The organism is bacterium, assembly GCA_040755795.1.
Classification (GTDB): Bacteria; UBA9089; CG2-30-40-21; order CG2-30-40-21; family SBAY01; genus JBFLXS01.
Window position 1 is genome coordinate 1 of sequence record JBFLXS010000030.1, and the last position, 19,882, is coordinate 19,882.

A 19,882-nucleotide genomic window follows, 5' to 3' on the forward strand; every position below is an offset into this window, starting at 1 on the left:
GAAGTGTTCTATTGGATGCATCGTTATTCCACCTCCCAAACAAAATCTCCAGAATAATACACTATGTACTTCTGTTATCTTTATCGACATTTTCTCTCACAAACTTTAGCTAATTTAGGACACCACCCAAATTTCTGGAACGGGTATCTGAACTCTCAGGATTTTTAGATGTGGAAGACAAAGTAACAGGACTACTTAAAATAGTAGTTCAATTATATACCCCGATAGCCACCTGGCGGTGTAAAAAAAGACTTTATAATTGGATGCCGGAAATGACACTTATGCGGATGATACGGGCATTTAAAAGAAGTTAGACGAAAACAAAAGAAAAATTAGGATAATCTATGGCGAAAGGAAGGAGGAAAATCGGGTGGTGTCTGACAATAGCTACAATTTTTTTAAACCACAAAGATCACAAAGGGTTTCACAAAGGACTCAAAGATTTTTGAGAGAATAAATTTTCCCTTTATTTCTTTGTGCTCTTTGTGTCTTCTTTGTGCACTTTGTGGTTAATTTCAGACACTACCAAAAATCGGGGCTGTGCAAGGAGTTGAAAAGATAACCGCACACTTCGAATAAGTTATGGAAACACCTGCTCAACACTGTCTTATAAAACAACTCATTAGAGTTTTAAAGAAAGAGAAAGAAGATACTCCTCGAATCTTGAATATTGGTGCTGGTAAAAGTCTTTTTATTGAAAACCATCTAATTCATGCTGGATGCAATTATATTTGTGACCGGATTGATATAAATGATTGTGCATTAGTTCATCCATGTGTAGATAAATGTTGGCAGTGCTCGATTGAATCGACATTTCCAGTAGAATCAAACAAATATCTGGCAGTATTTGCTAGCTATGTATTAGAACATATTAGAGACTTAAACAAAACTTCTCGTGAAATTTATCGAGTTTTAAAACCATCCGGTATTTTTATCGCATCTATTCCAAATCCTACTGCACCAGAATTTATCCTGTCAAAATTAACACCTTTATGGTTTCATAAAATGGTAAGAGGTAAAGAATCATGGAAAACTTACTATATATACGGCAGTATTGGAGAATTAGTTAAGATATTTGAGTCAGTGGGGTTCCGTTTAATTGATATAAAATACTACTCATTTGTCGAACTCTATCTCCATAGATTTGTTCTTCTGGACATATTGGGCAGACTCTACGACAAAATTATTTCCACTATGAATATCAAAAGATTGATGGGCAATGTATGTGTTACATTTGAGAAATTGGTGTCATGAGAAATTGGTGTCAAGTCTCATTTTTCCATTTTTCATATCTTTCTCGAACACGCTTTTCCAAATTTAAGAAAATTAGACCTGACACCAATTATTTCCCAATTATTTCCTTTTTAAGTTCATATCTCTTTATCTTCCCTGTTGTCTGGGGTGGAGTTCATCCCCGTTTGCTACCGGAACAAATAGTCCAATCCGAGATGGTAGATATTGCCTGTGTTGGAGAAGGAGAAATATCTTTTTCTGAATTAATCAAGGCTTTGGAGGAAAGAAAAGAATGGTCTAATGTGCCAGGAATTTGCTACCGCAAAAATGGGAAAATAGTTTCCACCAATTCTCCTCCCCTGTATCGGAACTTCCCCCTAAAAATTACCTAAAAAATAGACTTAAGTCTATGTATATCAATGGGATACGACTAAAATATGTTTAAAAAATGTGCCTACGAATATTTACAATTTTAGTAAAAATAATACTTGACAAAAGTAATACTCTTTTGATATGATATTTAGTAATAAAATCGCCCGTCCATAGTGTATCTACGAAAATTAAAAAAGCCTAATTAACATATCTTCTTAATTATCAATATGTTAATGGAGCTTTTTTGTGTATTTTCTGGGGGAAGTTCCGTTATATACCCCGATAGCCACCTGGCGGTGTAAAAAAAGACTTTATGGTTGGATGCCGGAAATGGCACTCATCCACATACTACGGGCACTAAAAAGAAATTAGATAATCATTCAGACAAAATTAGTTGACAAAAATTAAATTTTATTGTATATTAATAAACATCAAAGGTGTAAGAAGAGAAATAAGAAGATAGGAGAGATATGGAAATGATAAATTTATTAAGAAAACAAGTTTTAAAAAGGAAGATGGATGAGATGTTAATTGCGAGAGGGGAAAATTACTTCTCTCTATCATTTCTCAGCACGCAACTAATACCTTGTTAGGCTTATATATACTATAATAAACTACAAAGAGAGAGAGTGATTATCTATGTTTGAGGTTGAATATTTGATGTGTAAGAACGGCCATCAAAAGGCGGTTGTAATTCCTATTGAATTGTGGAGACAGATAATTCCGAAAGATGACATTTCTATTGAAGAATTATCTGAAGAAATGGAAGATTACTGTTTGAACAAAGCAATGAATGAGGCTCAAAAAACTCCTTTATTGAATCGCAAAGAAGCGTTAGCTTATTTAGAGAAAGGGTCAAAGTGAAAATTCTGTATCGTGAATTGTTTCTGAAAGACCTTAAAGAGCTAAAAAAGCAACCTATTTACAAGCAGATTGTTGAACTTGCTTTTACAACTTTACCAAAGGTTAAAACATTACGAGAGGTCTGGGGTATTAAAGCGATGAAGAGATATCCAAAACGTTATCGTATTCGTGTCGGTAACTATCGCATAGGAATAGAAGTCAAAGATGATACTATTGAAATAATGCGGGTTTTACATAGAGGAGAATTTTATCGATATTTCCCTTAGGAATCCGAAAGCCTAACGAATTGTTGGAGCGGACGTGCTAACGCAAGTCGCTCAACTCTGTCGTTATCTTAATGTTTAAATAATATCTTTCTATATCTTTGGTTACACTACTTGAATGGTTCCCAAATTTTATCGACCTGTACGGTTAAATGTAAAATGGATACTGTCCAATGAGAAATGTAAAATGAAAATGCGTAAATGAAGAGTGGTAAATCAGGCAAAATGCTAAAATTTCTAAATTTTCATTTCCTATTTTACATTTTACATTTATTTTTCCCGTGTGTTTCTATGGTGAATTAACCTAATCGTACAGGTGGAATTTTATACATTAAGGAGGTCTTAAATGATGACAAAGGAAGGTAAAAAAACAAGGTGCAAAAAAGGTTTTGGGTATAGGATGGTCATTGTGCGGAATTGCTTAATAACACTCGTTGGTCTGCTGATGAGCGTGGGGTTAGCCAGCTGTAAGGAAACATCGTTATCTAAGAGTAAAGAGATACCATCTGAAGAATCTTCAATCACGATACCATTTAATAGGGGAATCGGCTACTGGCCTATTGACTACTCTAAATCATTTCAGGATCATATTTTCCCCAGACTGAAGGAGGGTGCGGAAATTGTCGTTGTCCAGATTGAAGATTGGTATCAGTCAGAAGAAAAAGGAGTAAAGGAGAAACAGCAAGTTAGGGATGATTGGCTTGAACGAGCCGAAAAGGCTGGGCTAATAAAATATATCGCTATAGAACCTTTCAATGGTGATCGTTCTGCCTTACGCATACCATCTAACTGGAAAGGTTCACCACCAACCCTTGCCAATTCCCAATGGAATACTGCCTTCCGTGACTATGTGTTAAAAATCGTTGGCAAACACAAACCACAATATCTTAACATTGCAGTCGAGGCTAATATGTACTACCAGCACCACCCAGAGGATTACGATAACTTCCGCGATATGTTCAATGTCCTCTACAAGCAAATTAAGCAAATAAGCCCTGATACAAAGATATTTTGTTCATATCAATATGAATTATTAACTGGACAGTTTACTGGACAAAAGCAAAAACCCCAATGGGAACTTTTAGGTGAAAAAGCCATTGAACAGGATATGCTAGGCATTTCATCATATCCCATATTTCTCCACAAGGCATACGACCCACAGACCATTTCTAAAGAATACTATTACCCGCTCAAGGGAAAGTCCAAACTGCCAATTTTCTTTGCGGAACTCGGTTTTTACTCCTCACCACATGTCGAACCTCGCAGTTCTCCTGAGAAACAAGCGGAGTTTATACGACGGATACCTTCTCTTCTGGAGGGATTAAATGTAGAGAGTGTGTGTTGGGTTAGTTTACATGATTTACCTGACATACCCGCTCTATCAGGATTAAAGAAGGTAGCTCCACAATTCTTTTCGTTGGGATTTCTGGATGAGAAGTTGAACCCCAAGCCGGCCTGGAATATATGGAAATCCATGCTCCCGGAAGAAAAGGAAGTAACACAAGTATCTCTTAACACAATGGGTGAGATACCCCTTGAAAGTTTTGTTGGAATTGGAACTTCCAAATTGGTTCGGCAAGAACAGGGAAAACCTCTTGAGTGGTCATACAATATCAAGGCGAATCAATTGGCCATGTTGATTAAACAACAGCCAAACATTAACAAGAATAGTAATGGTTTAATTCTTCATCTCCGCACCGAACAAACAACCCATATAGCCATAATTCTGGAGGAGGATAGTGGAGCGAGATATGAGTACCGCATGCAAATTTATAGTGGCCCAGGACAAACATATTCTGTATCCTGGCGTAATTTTACCTTGCAAGACGGCAGCAAAGACCCAAATAACATACTGGATATACAACAAATCAACAAAATAGCATTTCTTGATATATCAGGATTTACAGGTAAGCAAGGTTCTAATTGCCTGTGGATAGAAAAAATTGAATTATCTGGGTCTCAAAGGAAATAATAGAATTGATTATTCATAAGATATGGAATCATTTTCAAATGATTCTAAACTATAAGCTCAAGAAGAAACTAATCTTCCATATGCCACGAGATGTGTGGGTCGAGCCTACCAACTATTGCAATCTCCGATGCATTATGTGCCCACAAGGGATAGATGAGGTTGGTGAGAAAGGGTTTATGGACCTGAATCTCTTTAAGTCAATTATTGATCAGTGTGCGAGTTTTCAACCAACTATCCATCTTTTTATGGGTGGGGAGTCATTACTTCACAAAGATATTTTGACAATGATAGAGTATGTGAAAAACAAAGGATTGAGTAGCGTACTTGCTACTAATGCGATTCTTCTTGATTCAAGTTTATCCTTGAAACTTATGAATTCTGGTATCGATTATTTAGTGTTTTCCTTTGATGGGTATGATGAAACCAGTTACAATAATATAAGGATTGGTGGAGATTTCTCAAAAACATTAGGAAACATTATTGGTTTCTTGCGGCTGAAAAAGGAAATGAGAAAGGAGAAACCTAAAATTACGCTATATAGTCTTGCCCTTGCTCCTGAAAAGATATTGAAAGAAGAAATGAGAGAATATAAAAAATTCCATGAGAACTTTAGCAACCTACCTGTTGATAATTTTATTGTTGGGGAAGCAGAGGCATGGGCTGGAAAGTTTTATGGGACAACAAAATTTAAGGTTAGAAAACCAGGACCTCATTTTATCCCTTGTCCCAGGCTATGGAAAGATATGGCTATCAGATGGGATGGGAAAGTAGTTCCATGTTGTGCAGATCTTAAAGGAGACTTGATTTTAGGAGAAGTAGATAAGACAAGGCTTGAAGAAATATGGAATGGAGAGCGATTAGTATCTTTGAGAGGATTAATGGTAGAGGGAAGGCATCAGGAGATTGCCCTGTGTAGGAATTGTAATGAACCTTATCCTTCATCAAACATGATGAAATGGGGTCTTCCATACGATTACATTCCCGGACCCATCTTAAAAATACTTCGGATATAAAATGAGAATAGGTGAGAACAAGAAAATTAAGTTTGTGAAAGGTTGCCTGAGAAAAATCAAAATACATGTACTTAAACATCCGTGAAAAACTCAACATGAAAGCTAATAGAAATCCCTCAGCAAATAAAGATAATAACTATGACACTGATGAGGTAGAGACAGGCGTTCATACTAGTCTATTGCCCCAAAATATTAACTGGGCAGTGTTAAAAAATATCGGTGTGCAGGTAATCGCCCGGATAATTATAACCGTTTTTAGGTATCTCGGTAATTTTCTCATTTTCCGTTTTTGGGGAGGGGAACGATTTGGACAATATTCGCTCATTCTGATTATATTAAGTTTTGGTGAGACCATTTTAGATTTTGGACTAAATGAAATCTTTGTTCGGGAAGTTCACCAACACCCATATCGAAAACAATCACTATTATCGGCTTTGACATATTCCAAAATGCTCCAGATTATTATCGCCTATATAGTAATTCTTGGGCTCTTACTTCTATCGGGATATTCTAAGGAGGTGGTTTATGCCGGGCTCATAGGCGGACTGGAATTAGTATTTTTGGGAGGGATATTTATATATAAGGGATTATTTAAAGCGCTGCTTAAAATACAGTGTGATATGATAGCTGAATTGGTGAGTACAGTGGTGTTTTTTGGACTTTTGGTTGAAGTTTGTTATTTTGGCGGAGGACTCTCGGTCATATTTATTGCCTTTGTATGTTCACGAATGGTCTATTTTCTGATGGTATTTATCCAGGGACGTCGGGATTACAATTTATACATTGAGCGATGGAATACCGTTGATATTCGAAACGGGTTTATCGCCGCTTTGCCAATAGGACTATCTATGTTCATGGTCAGCATCTACACGAGCCTTGACATATTTATGCTTTCCAGGATGGATAGTTGGAAATCGGTTGGTCTCTATTCCGCCGCCTATCGGTTTGTGCTACCGTTGGTGCTCATCCCTACTGCTCTGATGACTACTTTATATCCTATATTGTCGTCTTACTGGGGTAAGCGTATGGACGACCTGAGGAAATTATATCAGCAGGGAATGGACTGTTCTATTCTGTTAGCTGGGGCAACATTTTGTGCAGTAGTAGCCGGGGCTGGCTTTCTTATGAATTTGTTTGGTCCAGAGGCAGTAGAAGCTACACCCGCTTTGAGGATATTGGCTCTGGCAATCACTATTATGCACCTCAGTGCTATAATAGGACCTATGTTCATTATTATACGACAACAATGGTTTTCGCTTGCCTTTGGTATGGGTGGGATAATCATCAATGCAACTTTTAATATTCTATTAATTCCGCGATTTAGTTACATAGGTGCCGCAGTCGCTACATGTATGAGAGAAATCACATTAGTAATTCTGGCATTCTTTGTCATACAGCACTTTATTGATTATCATTTAAAGTGGTGGATATTGGTTAAGGTAGTTATTTCAGTTACCATTAGCTTAGTTGTTATTCAACACATCAGATTATTTAATACTGTTTGGGGAGGATTGCTGGCGGTATTATTTTATGGAATAGGTCTGATAGCCACAAGGGCAATTCAGCCCGGACAAATTCAGACTTTTATTCGGAGTGTGCAGGAAAAATCATGAGGATATTATTTGTTACCGCATGTTACAAACCCTACCTTGGCGGCGTTGAACGAGTGGTAGAACAATTGTGCCAGCGATTATGCATACATCATGCTGTGGATACTATAGGTATCCTTACCAGTTACTACCGATATCCCAGTGAGATGATGCAGGGGTTGCCGGCACAAGAACAAATTGATGGAGCGACTGTTTTTCGCTTGCGATTTTTTCCTGAAAAGATGCCATTTTTTTATCACCTTGATACTGGGTTGTTTGGACAGAAGATGGGAAAGATTATCCGTCTTTTTCGACCAACGCATGTTCATTATATGGTTCATGATTGGTATCTACCCAATCTGCAGGCTTATTTTATAAGTCATCGATGTGCAGCACAAGTTATGACTATTTTCGAACACCATTTCCACCCTTCCCTGGGTACCTGGCTCTTTCAGTGGATCAACAGGTGGCTGAGCAATCATGTTGATACAGTGCATGTCGTATCAGAGCATGGCAGGGAAGTAGTGAAACAATTCTTTCGCGCTCCAGAAAGTCGAATAGTAGTAATACCCCTTGGGGCTGTGGTCTCTAAACAATCCAGAAAACAAGGAAACAATCGGACGGTAACAGTATTGTCTGTAGGACGATTATGTTTCAAGAAGGGTCAGATGGATTTAGTCCGCTGTTTTCTGCGGATACAGGATAGGATACAATCAGCTTGTCAATTGGTCCTTATTGGTGATGACGGCGGCGATAGGAAAAGAATTCAGGCGGTCATCGAGGAACACCATCTTCAAGACAAAGTGCATATCATAGGTCATGTTTCACAGGAGGAACTGAAGTGGTGGTATGCTAATTCAGATATATTCGCCCTATTGACTGAAGATGAATCTTTTGGACTGGTATTTACCGAGGCTATGGCCGCAGGTTTACCTGTGATAACATATGCAGTTGGTTCTCTACCTGAATTGTTTACTAACCGAGCTATTTTGTTAACACCGGGAGATACCAATATGGTAGAAACAACCTTGATAGAGTTAATAAATAATCAGGAGATTCGCAAACGGTTAGGACAAGAATCTTATTCTTTCGTAATCAATCATTTCTCATGGGAGCAAATGGCACAACAGATGATTCAGGTATATGAGCGTATTAGCCGAAAGAAACCTCAAGAGGTAGGCCGATGAAAATATTACTCCTTAATCCATATAGAGATGTAAATCGGTATATCCCTAAAAATTTTATGTCGTATGTTCGATTTACACCAACCGACATAGGCAGTTACGGCCTACTTCCTTTAGACTTTGCTTACCTTGCTGGAGTTCTGCGGAACAAGGCTGATGTTTCTATACTTGATGCCCATGCTCATAAATTACACCCGGAGAACATCGACTTAAAAGCGTATGATGTGGTGGTGGTGAATACTGCGCCATACAGCCACTGGCGGTGTACCCAGGCATTTGTGGGGCATGTACACGAATCAATACACGCGGCTCATCAGGCTGGTGCTCGTATCATCGTCTATGGCCCGCATGCCACGGTGGCACCTGATGATTTCTTCGAAGCTGATTGTGTCATTGTAGGTGAACCAGAAGATGTAATAGAACAAGCACTGGTAGGTAATGTTAAAAGAGTTGGACCGGGATATTCTGAAGTTTTACCGGAGCCGAATTATGGATTATTTGACTTTTCCTTGTATGATTCTCGACGATGTGAGCAAGTATTCGAGAAACGCCCATTTGGAACAGTGGGCGTCTTATCGTCCACCCGTGGCTGTCCGTTCAACTGTGGATTCTGCTTCCGCGCACTGGCACCACGCAAAATCCGTTCCCATTCATTAAGTTCAATGGAAAGGATATTGCACCAGCTTATTGAGGTGCATAGGTGTAAATGTCTTTTCTTTGAAGATTTTACCTTTACTTTGAACAAAGAGCAGACAATTGAATTATGTCAGCTACTTGCTCGATATAAAGTTCCTTATGTCATCCAAACACGAGTAGATTGTCTTGATGAAGAAATTGCTATAGCCCTGGCTCAATCAGGCTGTTACAAGATTGAACTGGGAGTGGAGTCTGGTGTAAATTTGGTGCTGGAAGAATTTAATAAACAAATTACCTGGAGCGATGTTGTACGTGCTATCAATGTATGTCGTCAGCAGGGTATCCCTAGAGTAGTGGCATTTGCGGGTATATTTGCACCGGGAGAAACGAGAAAAACTATAGAAAAAACGCAACATAAATTTCAGCAGTTGGGTCTTCGTTTTTATCCCAATATCTGGTTCCCATATCCGGGGACATTGTTATATGAAAAGGCTGTGAAAGATGGATTGATTTCTGATATTGGTGCTGACTGGACAGAACTACTGCCCATTGCAGGAACCATTGGAACTGATTATACTGCTGACCAGATACGGCAGATTTGTCGGCAAATTGAGCGCTCGGAATACATTCGCGAAAAAATGCTAAAAATACCTCACTTAGTTAATCGCATTGGAAAAACTTTATTTACATGGAGATAGCGGTAGTGACAATGAAAGTAACCTTTGTCTATCCTGATATATTTGAATATGTTCCCGATTACAAAGGAACCTTCTATACTGGAATTGCTTTACTTTCGGCGGTTTTGAAACATGCAGGACATTCTACTTCACTCATCCACATAACCAATCCCAGATATACTACAGAAGATTTCGCTTGCGCTCTCAACCAACATCAACCTGACATTATTGCCTTTTCTTCAACTACTAACGGCTATCCAGTGGTCAAAGAAATGGCAGCGTGTATTAAAAATGTGTATAAAGATATACCTACTATATACGGAGGTATCCATCCCACCCTCGCACCTGAGGAAAGTATACAAACAGACGGTATTAATATGATTTGTGTTGGGGAGGGAGAGGGATGCTTGTTGGATGTATGCACAGCACTTGAGCAAGGTAAAACTCTGGATAACATTCCCAATCTGTATTTGCGAAAGAACACAGAGGTGGTGAGAAATCCACTGCGTCGTATCATCGAAAACCTCGACGAACTCCCATTCCCGGATCGTGAACTATTTGATTATCCACATCTATATTTTGAGCAGCGGGAAGAAGCAACATTCATCGTATCTCGGGGATGTCCTTATTCCTGTACCTATTGTAGTAACGAAGCACTGAGAAATCTCTATAAAGGATTAGGTGGTTATGTAAGATTCCGTTCCGTCAATAATGTCATTCAGGAAATCCAGCAAGTATTGGAAGACTATCCATTTATTAAAAGTCTGCATTTTGATGACGATATTCTCTTCTTAAAGTCAGATTGGGCACAAGAGTTTGTGGAATTATATAGACAGAGGATTTCTTTCCCATTTTGCTGTAATATCCGTCCTAACTTTTGTAATGAGAAAATAATACAAATGCTCTCCTACGCCGGCTGCTATGAACTGCGAATTGGACTGGAAAGCGGTAATGAGTATATCCGCAAGGAAATACTGAATCGCAATCTTGAAGAGGATACCATAATCAACGCCTTTCATACTGCAAGGAAATATGGGATAAAGGTTATGTCTTTTAATATGATTGGTCTTCCTCATGAAAACCCAAGTCGAATATTGGATACCATTAAATTAAATGCACACTGTGGTGTTAACGATATTCGGCATACTATTTTCTATCCTTATCCCGGAACGCGGTTGTATGAGTTCTGCCGTGATGAAAACTTGCTCACTGAACGCAGAGTAATCAATTATGATATGGATACCGTTTTAAATCTTCCCAACCTATCCTGTCAGCAGTTACATATGTTTTGGCGATACTTTCACACATTTGTGAAAGTTTATGCCTATCTATATCTATTACCGAAGTTTCTGTCGCGATGTGTGGAATTCTTGCTGGATACATTTTTGACTTGTCGTCTGGCACCAACCGTTCTGAGATGGTCACGACCTTTTGTTCATGTCCTCCGGTTGGAATTGAAGAGTCTAAAAAGATACTTACTGGGAAAAAATGTAACGCAGATTATACATCAGAAGTAGACGAGGACGATAGTAACTCAGATTAGTTAAAGTTTAAGATGTATCATACCGATAAAGAGAATAAAGGCAAGTTTCAAATTGCAAGGAAATTTTGCGACCTGTGCAATCACTACAGAGACACGGAGCTACGGAGTAATGATTTTAGAAAAAGAACCGAACAAGAGCAGATAATTGGAGCTGCAATAGAAGTTCATCGGTATTTGGGAACTGGTCTATTGGAATCAGCTTTTAAAAGATGGCCTCAAGAGAGTTATCTGTTAATTTTTCTCTGCGCCTCTGTGTCTGTGTGGTGAATTATTGATTGCACAGGTCGAAATTTTGTTTAGGATGGAAATTCGTAACCGTTCAGGTAGCAGTTACTAGTTTTGGTTGAGATTTCAAAAGATTCTGATATATGAACGCTTACAAAATATTGAATGTAGAATATTTGTAGAAGGGAAAGGAATAGAAATGCCGAAGGAAAGTAGAATATTTGATCTTGAAGAGCGTTACAACGGCTAAACAGAAAAATACCAAAACTTGATAATTCTTCATTCTACATTCGATATTCTACATTCGATATTGGTCATTGATAACATTTTAAATTTAACTGATCAAAGCCGTCAGATGTTGCGCATCTTAAAGATTAAACTGATTCTGTTACCTGAACGCTTACGGAAATTCGATGTCAACAATATCCTGGTGCAATCTTCCTTTTGTCAAAGGCTACAGCCTTCGGCTTCGCATAGCCACTGTGCCCTTGTCCGAAATTGCTTCTTGGCGGTTTGTTTACATTTATAAAAAGAAAAGGTGAGTTATTATTATGACTAACGAATTGAATATTAATTTTATCCTTGCTTTATATGATAAATATTTATATGATCTCCAAAAGGTAAGAAAATATCAAAGAAAATTACATTATCAAAAGGGTTATCCCTGGTTTAAAAAACCTTGGTTTGAAAAATATTTTATCTACCGTGCACTGCGATATATTTTAAAAAATTTTAGTTATACACAGAATGTAGTTAAAATGGACCCTCAATTGGATGATGTTGAGGCAGAAATAACTTATTTATTGATTCGAGAATTTAGGCCAGAGACTGTTGTGGAAATTTCCCCTTGCGGAGGATGGTCTACATCATGGATTCTAAATGCAATAAAAGATAACGACTTTGGAAAATTATATTCATATGACATAGTGAATTACTCGACAAAATTGGTACCATCAGATTTATCTAAAAATAGGTGGGTGTTTACCAAAGGAGATATAAAGGAAAATATAGAGAAACTACCTCAAAAAATCGATTATCTTTTTATGGATTCAGATCATTCTGCTACTTTCACCCATTGGTATATCCAAAATATATTTTCTAACCTAAAAAATGGAACCACGGTAAGTGTCCATGATGTATTTCATACGGCAGATCCCACTGGTTTTGATGCTGAAGGTGGTGTGATTATAGATTGGTTAAAACAGAAAAAGATAGAATATTTTACAGCATCTCCCGCAAAAGAAAAAGTTGTATATGATAAAATTATGTCAATTAAAAACAAATTGAACATCAAAAAACTAATACATTATAGTCAAGGAACTAATCCCATGATTTTTTTTATTTTTAAAAAATGAATTAGTAACTATTCAGCCACAGAGGCACAGAGACACAGAGGTATTTTAAGATGAAAGATTTGAATGAGATAACAGAGAAAATCATCAGATGTGCGATAGAAGTATATAAGCAAATTCCTTTTGTTAAAAGATGGTATCAAAAGGTATATTTTATAATTTCTCTGTGCCTCTGTGTCTCTGTGGCAAATTAGGGGAAACTTAGAAGCAAAGGAATTAATCCCCGTGTTTCGTGGTTGAACAATCACTTCTTGAACTTCCAATTTAAGTAAGGGAGAAAAAAGTGGCAATAACTATTAGTTCAAAATAGGTGACTACTTAAACGCTTACCAGAGGTTTAACATGAGGATATTGATTGTCTCTCCATTTTATCCTTTACCAATTCGTTCAGGTGGACATAGCCGCATTTTCAATTTAATCCGTTATACTGGACAGCGGCATAATGTGCAACTTCTTTCGTTGATTACCCCTGACCTTTACAGATTTCCAGAAGCATTGGAAGGAGTTAAAGAACCTGCCGTTCTTGTCCTGGCCAGAAATAATGATACTTTTGGTCAACGGTTGGCTGAAGCGATGTTGCCATGGAAATGGTTGAGAACAATACGGCGATTGCAGGAGCGGATTGTCGGGCTACCACGGCAGGCTTCACGCTTTTATTTCCCACCGCTCGCTCAACATCTCAAAAGATTGTTAACCAAATATCATTTTGATGTTGTTCAGCTGGAATATACCGCTATGGGACGATATTTACCATTGATAAGGAGGTATGCACCTGATGTTAGGATAGTGCTTGACGAAATCGATATTAGCTACATAGCCCTTCAACGCCTTGCAGAACAAAGCAATGACCGACAGAAAAAATTCTTGCAAAGGGAGATAATTCGTATGAGACAATTTGAGCACTCTTTATGGTCACAATGCGATGCAATGATTACCCCCTCAGAAGTAGATGAACAGCACATCCAGGAGTATGCTTCCCCGGAGAAGGTTTGGGTGGTACCTAACGGTGTTGATACAGAATATTTTTCGTTTCATCCTTGTGAAACTAACAACCATTCCATTCTATTTCTCGGTTATTTTCGACATCCTCCAAATGTTATAGGACTGCGTTTTTTTATTCAGGAAGTGCTACCACAGATTCGCAAGCATTTGCCAGATGTTCGGCTGGAAGTTGTTGGAGATGCCGTTCCAGAGGATATTAAAAGATTACATAGTAAGGATGGTATCACCATACACGGTTATGTTAAAGATGTTCGGGCATTTATGCATCAATGTCGCGCAATGGTAGTGCCCATTTTTAATGGTGGTGGAACACGACTTAAGGTTCTGGAGGCATTTTCCGCTGGATTGCCCGTAGTATCAACAGTATTAGGATGTGAAGGGATTGACATTCAGAGCGAACAAGAATTACTATTGGCTAACACATCACAGGAGTTCACCCGAGCATTGTGTAGTTTACTGGAGAATGATTCTCTTGCCTATTCTCTGGCAAAAAGAGCCCGTCAATTGGTTGAAACAAAATACAGCTGGAAAACACTGTCGCAACAACTGGAGGAGGTATGGATTTATGGATAGTCAGCCGCAAGTGGGGCGTTTAGAACATCCAGTACTGCTACATCGAGAATCTACTTGTAACATCTCTGTGATTATTGTTAATTGGAATACCTATGAGTTACTGGAAAAATGTCTTGAGTCAATTTACAATCAGACAATCAATGTAACCTATGAAGTAATCGTTGTAGATAACGGTTCTACAGATGGTAGCTGTGAAATGGTGCAAGTAAAATTTCCTCAGACAATCCTTATCCGAAACGAGAAAAATGAAGGATTCGCTTTTGCCTGCAATAAAGGAATGCGTCAAGCAAATGGACACTATTTTCTCCTTCTTAATAGTGATACAATTATTGTTAATGACGCTATCTCTCAAATAGTGCAATATATGGATGAGAATCAAAGAGCCGGTGCTGGTGGTTGCGGGCTACTAAACCCGGATGGTTCTCTACAACCAGCCTGTGGTTGGTTTCCAACGCTGTATTCCATACTTGCGAATTTTAATCCCATCGGGAAATTGAGTAATCTGATACAGAAAGAATACAAATATTTTCCTCCACCTTTTCTTTCCTACCAGGAACATCTTCAAGAGCAAGATGTTGATTGGATAGTGGGAGCATGTATCATTGTTCGCCGTGAGGCTGTTGAACAGGCAGGTCTTATGGATGAAACAATGTTCTTTTATGCTGAAGAATGGGATTGGTGTTATCGAATCAAGAAGAATGGATGGCATATTATCTATACCCCGAACCCAAAGATAATTCACATCGGAGGTGGAAGTACTGTAGTATCCCTTGCTAACCGTGTTAGTGCTATTTTAAACGGTCAGCAATATTTTTATCAAAAACATCTTGGTTTTATTAAGGCGAGCATTATCAAACTGATGATTTTAGTTGGGGCATTGGGAAAAGGAACCTTTTGGTCGGTTCTATACATTTTATATTTTTATTCCCCTGACCGTCGAAAATTATTTTTGAATAAAATTAAATGGCATATCTATGTGCTTCGATGGGTTTTTTCTTTACAAGGAGACTAAACAATGATTGTATTAGCTGAAATTGTCATTCCTCCAGATGATGTATATGGAGTTAAATATCCACCATTGGCTCTGGCGTGTTTGGCAGGTGCACTTAAAAATGCTGGAGAACAATCGCAAATAGTATTATTTCGACATGGGGATGACTCATACAAATGGGTTAATCAAGTACTCGCATTACAGCCACAGGTAGTAGGCTTTTCTGTCTTTGTAGGATTCAAATTGAAGATGGCATTACATCTGTCAAGATTACTCAAACAACTTCAGCCTGATTTACCAATTTTGTGGGGCGGAGTCCATCCTTCCCTTGAACCAGAACAATGCCTCTATGAACCATCTATTGACTGGATATGCGTGGGACCTGGTGAATCTACAATAGTATCCATAGCCCGGATGCTTCACCGTAATATCGGTATTGAACAGGTTCCGTCACTGGCATATCGCAATAACGGCAAGGTGGTTATCAATCCTCCAGGCATTCCAGGAATTGACTCTACTATAGGACGTCCTGACTGGGAAAGTTTTCCCGTTCAGGAATTTGTCTTTAGCACCAATCCTCAACAGAAGACTATTGGATTCATTAGCTCGCGTGGTTGTCCATTCAATTGTGGCTTTTGTTATAATAAAGCATTCCATGGCAGACATTGGCAACCATCAGATATAACTCAAATCCAGAAAGAAATGCAGTATCTTCGTTCTCAATATAGTATTAATTCATTTCTCTTTCTGGATGATTGTTTTTTGGGCAACAAAAAGCGTGCGATAGAATTGTTGGAATGGATGAGTCAAAATGGATTTATTTGCTATGCAGTAGATTTGAGAGTAAATCAAATAGATTATGATATCATTGATACATTACATACAGCTGGTATCAGGTCGGTTTTCATTGGTATTGAGTCATCCTCCGAGAGAATATTACAATTAATAACAAAAGGTTTCGGGGTAGAGGATATAGAACGGGCTATGGTAGTTTTGAAAAAATATCCTGATATATTAATTTTATTGTCGTTCATCGTTGGTTTTCCTACAGAATCATTTCAGGAGATAAAGGAAACAATTTCCACTTGTGCCAAATTGTGTCTTCATCGCTCAAATACATTGATTGCTTTGAATAAATATTTACCTTTACCAGGTACGGCATTGTTCAAATTATCATTACAACATGGTTTCAAGGAACCTAAGAATTTGGCAGATTGGTTATCTTTGAATGTAGATGCTTATGGCATTAGTAAACTTGATTATTTCCCCGGTAGATTCACTGCTACAGAAATCGGGTATATACAACGAGCTATTCTCTATCTACGGATATTGTATAGACCTTATCTAACCGAAAAGATGAAAAGTATCAGGAGATGTGTTGCTGAAATATTCAGATACATAGCTATAGCTCGCTTACATTACCACTTATTGTGGTTTCCTGTTGATATATGGATTTATAATATTCTACGCCGATTATTCCAATCTAAAACACCATAAGCGACAAAATGTTCCTCTCAAATATACAATGAGACACATCCACCAGAGGAGGATACAAATTTGAGTTTAAGTAATCTAAAACAACTATTTTATTACTTTCCCTTACGCTGGTTGGCAACTTTATTGCCAATTTCATTAATCGGTGTTCTTGGGACTCTGTGTGCCTATATTGAGATTTTGACGATTCGTCCTGGCACAAAAAAAAGGCTTTTTGTGAACCTGATGACTGCCTTAGGTTTGGAGAATGATAGCCAAAAATGTGCTACCTTATGTTTTAATGTCATCCGCCATTACATTTGGAATATTCTGGAATTTACCCAGGCTCATCGTTTATGGAAAGGAAGGAAAACAAATTTTATCCAGCTGGTTGGTTTTGAACATATCACCCAATCTCTACGACAGGGTAGAGGAGTTGTTCTTGTTGGGGGACATTTAGCCACATTTGAATTCCACACAACGGCAGTTGCCTGGCAGGGATATTCTTCGGCACTGGTGGAACCCAGAGAAACGCAGTTAGATAATATCCCATCTGGTATTCCACGAATTATCCAGATATATCGGCGTCGTCACCAGACTCGATATTTGCAATATGAAACAATATATACGGGAATGGGATTTCGCCAGGCATTAAAATTTTTGAAACAAGGTGGTGTAGTTGGAATTGCTATTGATTATCCAGTGGTAACTCATTCGGTTATCTGCCGATTTCTTGGTCAAGAACGCAAGGTGCCACTCGGACCTGCCTATCTGGCAATGAAAACGGATGCAGATATTGTCATTGCTCACCTGGAAAGGATAACTTTTGGCAAAAATCGATTAACATTTATTCCTGTGCCAGTCATCAAAACAGAAGACTTTATAACCGATATGTCTTCCCTATCTATTCAATTAGCACAGACTTACGAACAGTTCATCCTTAAACATCCTGAACAATGGGCATGGCAAATGTGGTTACAAAATCAATGAGAATGCGTAAATGAAGAATAACAACCTTCTTTTAACAAAATGATTGACAATGACTGTAGGTAATGATATAATTAAATTATGTTTACTGGAATTATAGAAGAGATAGGGATAATTAAACAAAAATCTAATAATTTCCTGGTTATTCAAGCTAAAAAGGTATTAGAGGATTTAAAACAAGGAGATAGTATCAGCGTCAATGGTGTTTGCTTAACTACAATTGAATTTACTAAAGATACCTTTAAGGTTAATATGATGCCTGAAACACTAAAACTAACCAATTTAGGGATGGTTTCTATAGGAGATGAGGTTAATTTAGAGCGGGCACTTCGCCTGACTGATAGACTTGGCGGACATATAGTCACGGGACACATTGATGGACTGGGCAGGATTGTGGATAAAATAACGCAGGGTGATAATCAAATACTACAAATATCTATCTTGCCGCAGGTGAGTAAATATATTGTTAAAAAGGGGTCGGTGGCGGTTGAAGGACTTAGTTTAACTGTTGCAGATGTCCAGGCTGAAGAATTTAAAATATGCCTTATCCCTCATACCCTTAAAATAACTACATTAGGGAAAAAGAATATTGGTGATTTACTTAATATTGAGGTAGATATACTGGGTAAATATGCCGAGAAATTTTTAAATAAAGGTAAAAAAAAAGAGATTAGTCTTGATTTTTTATCTATGCAAGGTTTTGCCTGAGGTAACTATTCAGCCACTGATTAACACGGATTAGCACGGATAAATAGTCAGAAGACAGAACTTAGAGGACAGATGAGAAATGAGGAAACGGGGAAATGGAGAAAGGGAAAAACGGAGAAGGAGAGGAGACACGAGGCACTATACCTGAATTTTCAGCCATCAGCCTTCAGCCTGATTACGGACACGGAAAACGGACACAATTTACGAATTTTCAGTGTTTCATCCGTATCCATCTGTGGCTGAATAGTTACAATTTTTTAAATGCGTGACAAAATTTAATTAATATGTTATTACATAATCATAAAGGATTAGGAATTAAATCCCCCTTTCAATTGTAGATAGGAATTAGAAAAAGAGATATTGGTATATTTTATTGAAAATCAAATGGTTATGCTAAATTTTGCCTTTAAATAGAGAGGAAGTTCCGTTACAGGAGGTGTAAAAATGCCAGTTATTGCTATTCCAAAACCATTAAGGGAAAAATTAGGGGAAGATGGGATTGATTCTCTGATTGATGTGCTTAACAAATCAGAGGAAAGAGTAAAAGAGGATGTTATTACCTTATCAGCAGAGAAGTTTGAAAGAAGACTCTCTCAAGAGATTAGTGGAGTAAGGTCTGACCTTGCCATCCTTGAGGGAAAGTTTGAAACAAGAATCACTCAAGAAACCTCAAAGATTGACAAAAGAATAACAGAAGAAGTTTCTATGCTTGAAGTCAAACTTGACAAAAGAATAACAGAAGAAACAGCTAAACTTGACAAAAGAATAACAGAAGAGACAGCTCGTCTTAGGGTTGAAATAAAAAGTAATTACGCCAGCATAATAAGATGGATGTTTATCTTCTATCTTGGTCAGGTTAGTGCCATAATAGCCATCTTATTTGCCTTTTTTAAAAGATGATGTATCCCGTTAGAAATTTAGCAAATTTGGGCAATATGAAAAATTTCGACCTGTGAAATAGGTCGACATGGGAAAACAAAATTATACCACACTACTTGGTGTCCGAAAGGGAGATAGGGAGATTAAGTGAGTAAGCGGATTTAGCAGATTGAGCGGATTTTTTTTATTTTTTTCCGCTCAATCCGTTCAATCCGCTTATAATACTCGATATTCAAGTTTTTTTAAGATTAAGTGGTTTATCCTTTTTTAACCGCAAAGAACGCAAAGAAATTAACCGCAAAGAACGCAAAGATTATAGTGCTCTGTTAAGATTGAAGTTGCATGT

20 protein-coding genes are annotated in these 19,882 nt (G+C 37.8%); all 20 read left to right on the top strand.

The window, feature by feature from the left end; all coding sequences use genetic code 11:
* The first annotated feature begins 170 nt into the window (after positions 1-170).
* The 20 genes from AB1414_03760 to AB1414_03855 all read left to right on the top strand — a co-directional run bounded on the left by AB1414_03760 (position 171) and on the right by AB1414_03855 (position 19,557).
* Positions 171-314 (top strand): hypothetical protein, encoded by a 144-nt coding sequence (locus tag AB1414_03760; protein ID MEW6606559.1) that lies wholly within the window; start codon positions 171-173, stop codon positions 312-314.
* Between the two features lie 268 nt (positions 315-582).
* Positions 583-1,254: a methyltransferase domain-containing protein gene (locus tag AB1414_03765; GenBank protein MEW6606560.1), complete on the top strand. Its 672-nt coding sequence runs from the start codon at positions 583-585 to the stop codon at positions 1,252-1,254.
* Positions 1,251-1,625 (top strand): hypothetical protein, encoded by a 375-nt coding sequence (locus AB1414_03770; GenBank protein MEW6606561.1) that lies wholly within the window; start codon positions 1,251-1,253, stop codon positions 1,623-1,625. The genes AB1414_03765 and AB1414_03770 overlap by 4 nt, the downstream gene beginning before the upstream one ends.
* A gap of 619 nt (positions 1,626-2,244) precedes the next feature.
* The gene (locus AB1414_03775; GenBank protein MEW6606562.1) at positions 2,245-2,469 is read left to right on the top strand and encodes a hypothetical protein; all 225 of its coding nucleotides are present in this window, start codon (positions 2,245-2,247) and stop codon (positions 2,467-2,469) included.
* Complete coding sequence (locus tag AB1414_03780; protein ID MEW6606563.1) at positions 2,466-2,735, top strand: type II toxin-antitoxin system RelE/ParE family toxin; 270 nt, start codon at positions 2,466-2,468, stop codon at positions 2,733-2,735. Before AB1414_03775 ends, AB1414_03780 begins: the two co-directional genes overlap by 4 nt.
* A gap of 343 nt (positions 2,736-3,078) precedes the next feature.
* Positions 3,079-4,704: a hypothetical protein gene (locus AB1414_03785; GenBank protein MEW6606564.1), complete on the top strand. Its 1,626-nt coding sequence runs from the start codon at positions 3,079-3,081 to the stop codon at positions 4,702-4,704.
* Positions 4,705-4,742: 38 nt separating this feature from the next.
* Positions 4,743-5,717, top strand: coding sequence for a radical SAM/SPASM domain-containing protein (locus tag AB1414_03790; GenBank protein MEW6606565.1), 975 nt, complete (start codon positions 4,743-4,745; stop codon positions 5,715-5,717).
* 95 nt (positions 5,718-5,812) lie between these two features.
* Positions 5,813-7,330 (top strand): flippase, encoded by a 1,518-nt coding sequence (locus tag AB1414_03795; protein MEW6606566.1) that lies wholly within the window; start codon positions 5,813-5,815, stop codon positions 7,328-7,330.
* On the top strand, positions 7,327-8,493 hold the full coding sequence (locus AB1414_03800) for a glycosyltransferase family 4 protein (protein MEW6606567.1): 1,167 nt from the start codon (positions 7,327-7,329) through the stop codon (positions 8,491-8,493). Before AB1414_03795 ends, AB1414_03800 begins: the two co-directional genes overlap by 4 nt.
* Positions 8,490-9,824 carry a radical SAM protein gene (locus AB1414_03805; GenBank protein MEW6606568.1) on the top strand — a complete coding sequence of 445 codons (1,335 nt, stop codon included), beginning with the start codon at positions 8,490-8,492 and terminating at the stop codon, positions 9,822-9,824. The genes AB1414_03800 and AB1414_03805 overlap by 4 nt, the downstream gene beginning before the upstream one ends.
* Positions 9,815-11,320: a radical SAM protein gene (locus AB1414_03810; protein MEW6606569.1), complete on the top strand. Its 1,506-nt coding sequence runs from the start codon at positions 9,815-9,817 to the stop codon at positions 11,318-11,320. The genes AB1414_03805 and AB1414_03810 overlap by 10 nt, the downstream gene beginning before the upstream one ends.
* An 802-nt stretch (positions 11,321-12,122) precedes the next feature.
* On the top strand, positions 12,123-12,926 hold the full coding sequence (locus AB1414_03815; protein ID MEW6606570.1) for a class I SAM-dependent methyltransferase: 804 nt from the start codon (positions 12,123-12,125) through the stop codon (positions 12,924-12,926).
* A gap of 50 nt (positions 12,927-12,976) precedes the next feature.
* Positions 12,977-13,117, top strand: coding sequence for a hypothetical protein (locus AB1414_03820; GenBank protein MEW6606571.1), 141 nt, complete (start codon positions 12,977-12,979; stop codon positions 13,115-13,117).
* 148 nt (positions 13,118-13,265) lie between these two features.
* Positions 13,266-14,498 carry a glycosyltransferase family 4 protein gene (locus AB1414_03825; protein MEW6606572.1) on the top strand — a complete coding sequence of 411 codons (1,233 nt, stop codon included), beginning with the start codon at positions 13,266-13,268 and terminating at the stop codon, positions 14,496-14,498.
* On the top strand, positions 14,491-15,510 hold the full coding sequence (locus AB1414_03830) for a glycosyltransferase family 2 protein (GenBank protein MEW6606573.1): 1,020 nt from the start codon (positions 14,491-14,493) through the stop codon (positions 15,508-15,510). The genes AB1414_03825 and AB1414_03830 overlap by 8 nt, the downstream gene beginning before the upstream one ends.
* 3 nt (positions 15,511-15,513) lie before the next feature.
* The gene (locus tag AB1414_03835; protein ID MEW6606574.1) at positions 15,514-16,986 is read left to right on the top strand and encodes a radical SAM protein; all 1,473 of its coding nucleotides are present in this window, start codon (positions 15,514-15,516) and stop codon (positions 16,984-16,986) included.
* A 60-nt stretch (positions 16,987-17,046) separates the two neighbouring features.
* The gene (locus AB1414_03840; GenBank protein MEW6606575.1) at positions 17,047-17,952 is read left to right on the top strand and encodes a lysophospholipid acyltransferase family protein; all 906 of its coding nucleotides are present in this window, start codon (positions 17,047-17,049) and stop codon (positions 17,950-17,952) included.
* A gap of 78 nt (positions 17,953-18,030) precedes the next feature.
* Positions 18,031-18,657 carry a riboflavin synthase gene (locus tag AB1414_03845; protein ID MEW6606576.1) on the top strand — a complete coding sequence of 209 codons (627 nt, stop codon included), beginning with the start codon at positions 18,031-18,033 and terminating at the stop codon, positions 18,655-18,657.
* 95 nt (positions 18,658-18,752) lie between these two features.
* Complete coding sequence (locus AB1414_03850) at positions 18,753-18,926, top strand: hypothetical protein (protein MEW6606577.1); 174 nt, start codon at positions 18,753-18,755, stop codon at positions 18,924-18,926.
* A 175-nt stretch (positions 18,927-19,101) separates the two neighbouring features.
* A complete protein-coding gene (locus AB1414_03855; GenBank protein MEW6606578.1) occupies positions 19,102-19,557 on the top strand; it encodes a hypothetical protein in 456 nt (151 codons plus the stop codon).
* Positions 19,558-19,882 lie beyond the last annotated feature (325 nt).

Bases quoted from the DNA above. Each gene is read 5' to 3' on its own strand.
- AB1414_03765 (MEW6606560.1), top strand. From the start codon at position 583: ATGGAAACACCTGCTCAACACTGTCTTATAAAACAACTCATTAGAGTT.
- AB1414_03770 (MEW6606561.1), top strand. From the start codon at position 1,251: ATGAGAAATTGGTGTCAAGTCTCATTTTTCCATTTTTCATATCTTTCT.
- AB1414_03775 (MEW6606562.1), top strand. From the start codon at position 2,245: ATGTTTGAGGTTGAATATTTGATGTGTAAGAACGGCCATCAAAAGGCG.
- AB1414_03785 (MEW6606564.1), top strand. From the start codon at position 3,079: ATGATGACAAAGGAAGGTAAAAAAACAAGGTGCAAAAAAGGTTTTGGG.
- AB1414_03790 (MEW6606565.1), top strand. From the start codon at position 4,743: ATGATTCTAAACTATAAGCTCAAGAAGAAACTAATCTTCCATATGCCA.
- AB1414_03795 (MEW6606566.1), top strand. From the start codon at position 5,813: ATGAAAGCTAATAGAAATCCCTCAGCAAATAAAGATAATAACTATGAC.
- AB1414_03800 (MEW6606567.1), top strand. From the start codon at position 7,327: ATGAGGATATTATTTGTTACCGCATGTTACAAACCCTACCTTGGCGGC.
- AB1414_03805 (MEW6606568.1), top strand. From the start codon at position 8,490: ATGAAAATATTACTCCTTAATCCATATAGAGATGTAAATCGGTATATC.
- AB1414_03810 (MEW6606569.1), top strand. From the start codon at position 9,815: ATGGAGATAGCGGTAGTGACAATGAAAGTAACCTTTGTCTATCCTGAT.
- AB1414_03815 (MEW6606570.1), top strand. From the start codon at position 12,123: ATGACTAACGAATTGAATATTAATTTTATCCTTGCTTTATATGATAAA.
- AB1414_03820 (MEW6606571.1), top strand. From the start codon at position 12,977: ATGAAAGATTTGAATGAGATAACAGAGAAAATCATCAGATGTGCGATA.
- AB1414_03825 (MEW6606572.1), top strand. From the start codon at position 13,266: ATGAGGATATTGATTGTCTCTCCATTTTATCCTTTACCAATTCGTTCA.
- AB1414_03830 (MEW6606573.1), top strand. From the start codon at position 14,491: ATGGATAGTCAGCCGCAAGTGGGGCGTTTAGAACATCCAGTACTGCTA.
- AB1414_03835 (MEW6606574.1), top strand. From the start codon at position 15,514: ATGATTGTATTAGCTGAAATTGTCATTCCTCCAGATGATGTATATGGA.
- AB1414_03845 (MEW6606576.1), top strand. From the start codon at position 18,031: ATGTTTACTGGAATTATAGAAGAGATAGGGATAATTAAACAAAAATCT.
- AB1414_03850 (MEW6606577.1), top strand. From the start codon at position 18,753: ATGGAGAAAGGGAAAAACGGAGAAGGAGAGGAGACACGAGGCACTATA.
- AB1414_03855 (MEW6606578.1), top strand. From the start codon at position 19,102: ATGCCAGTTATTGCTATTCCAAAACCATTAAGGGAAAAATTAGGGGAA.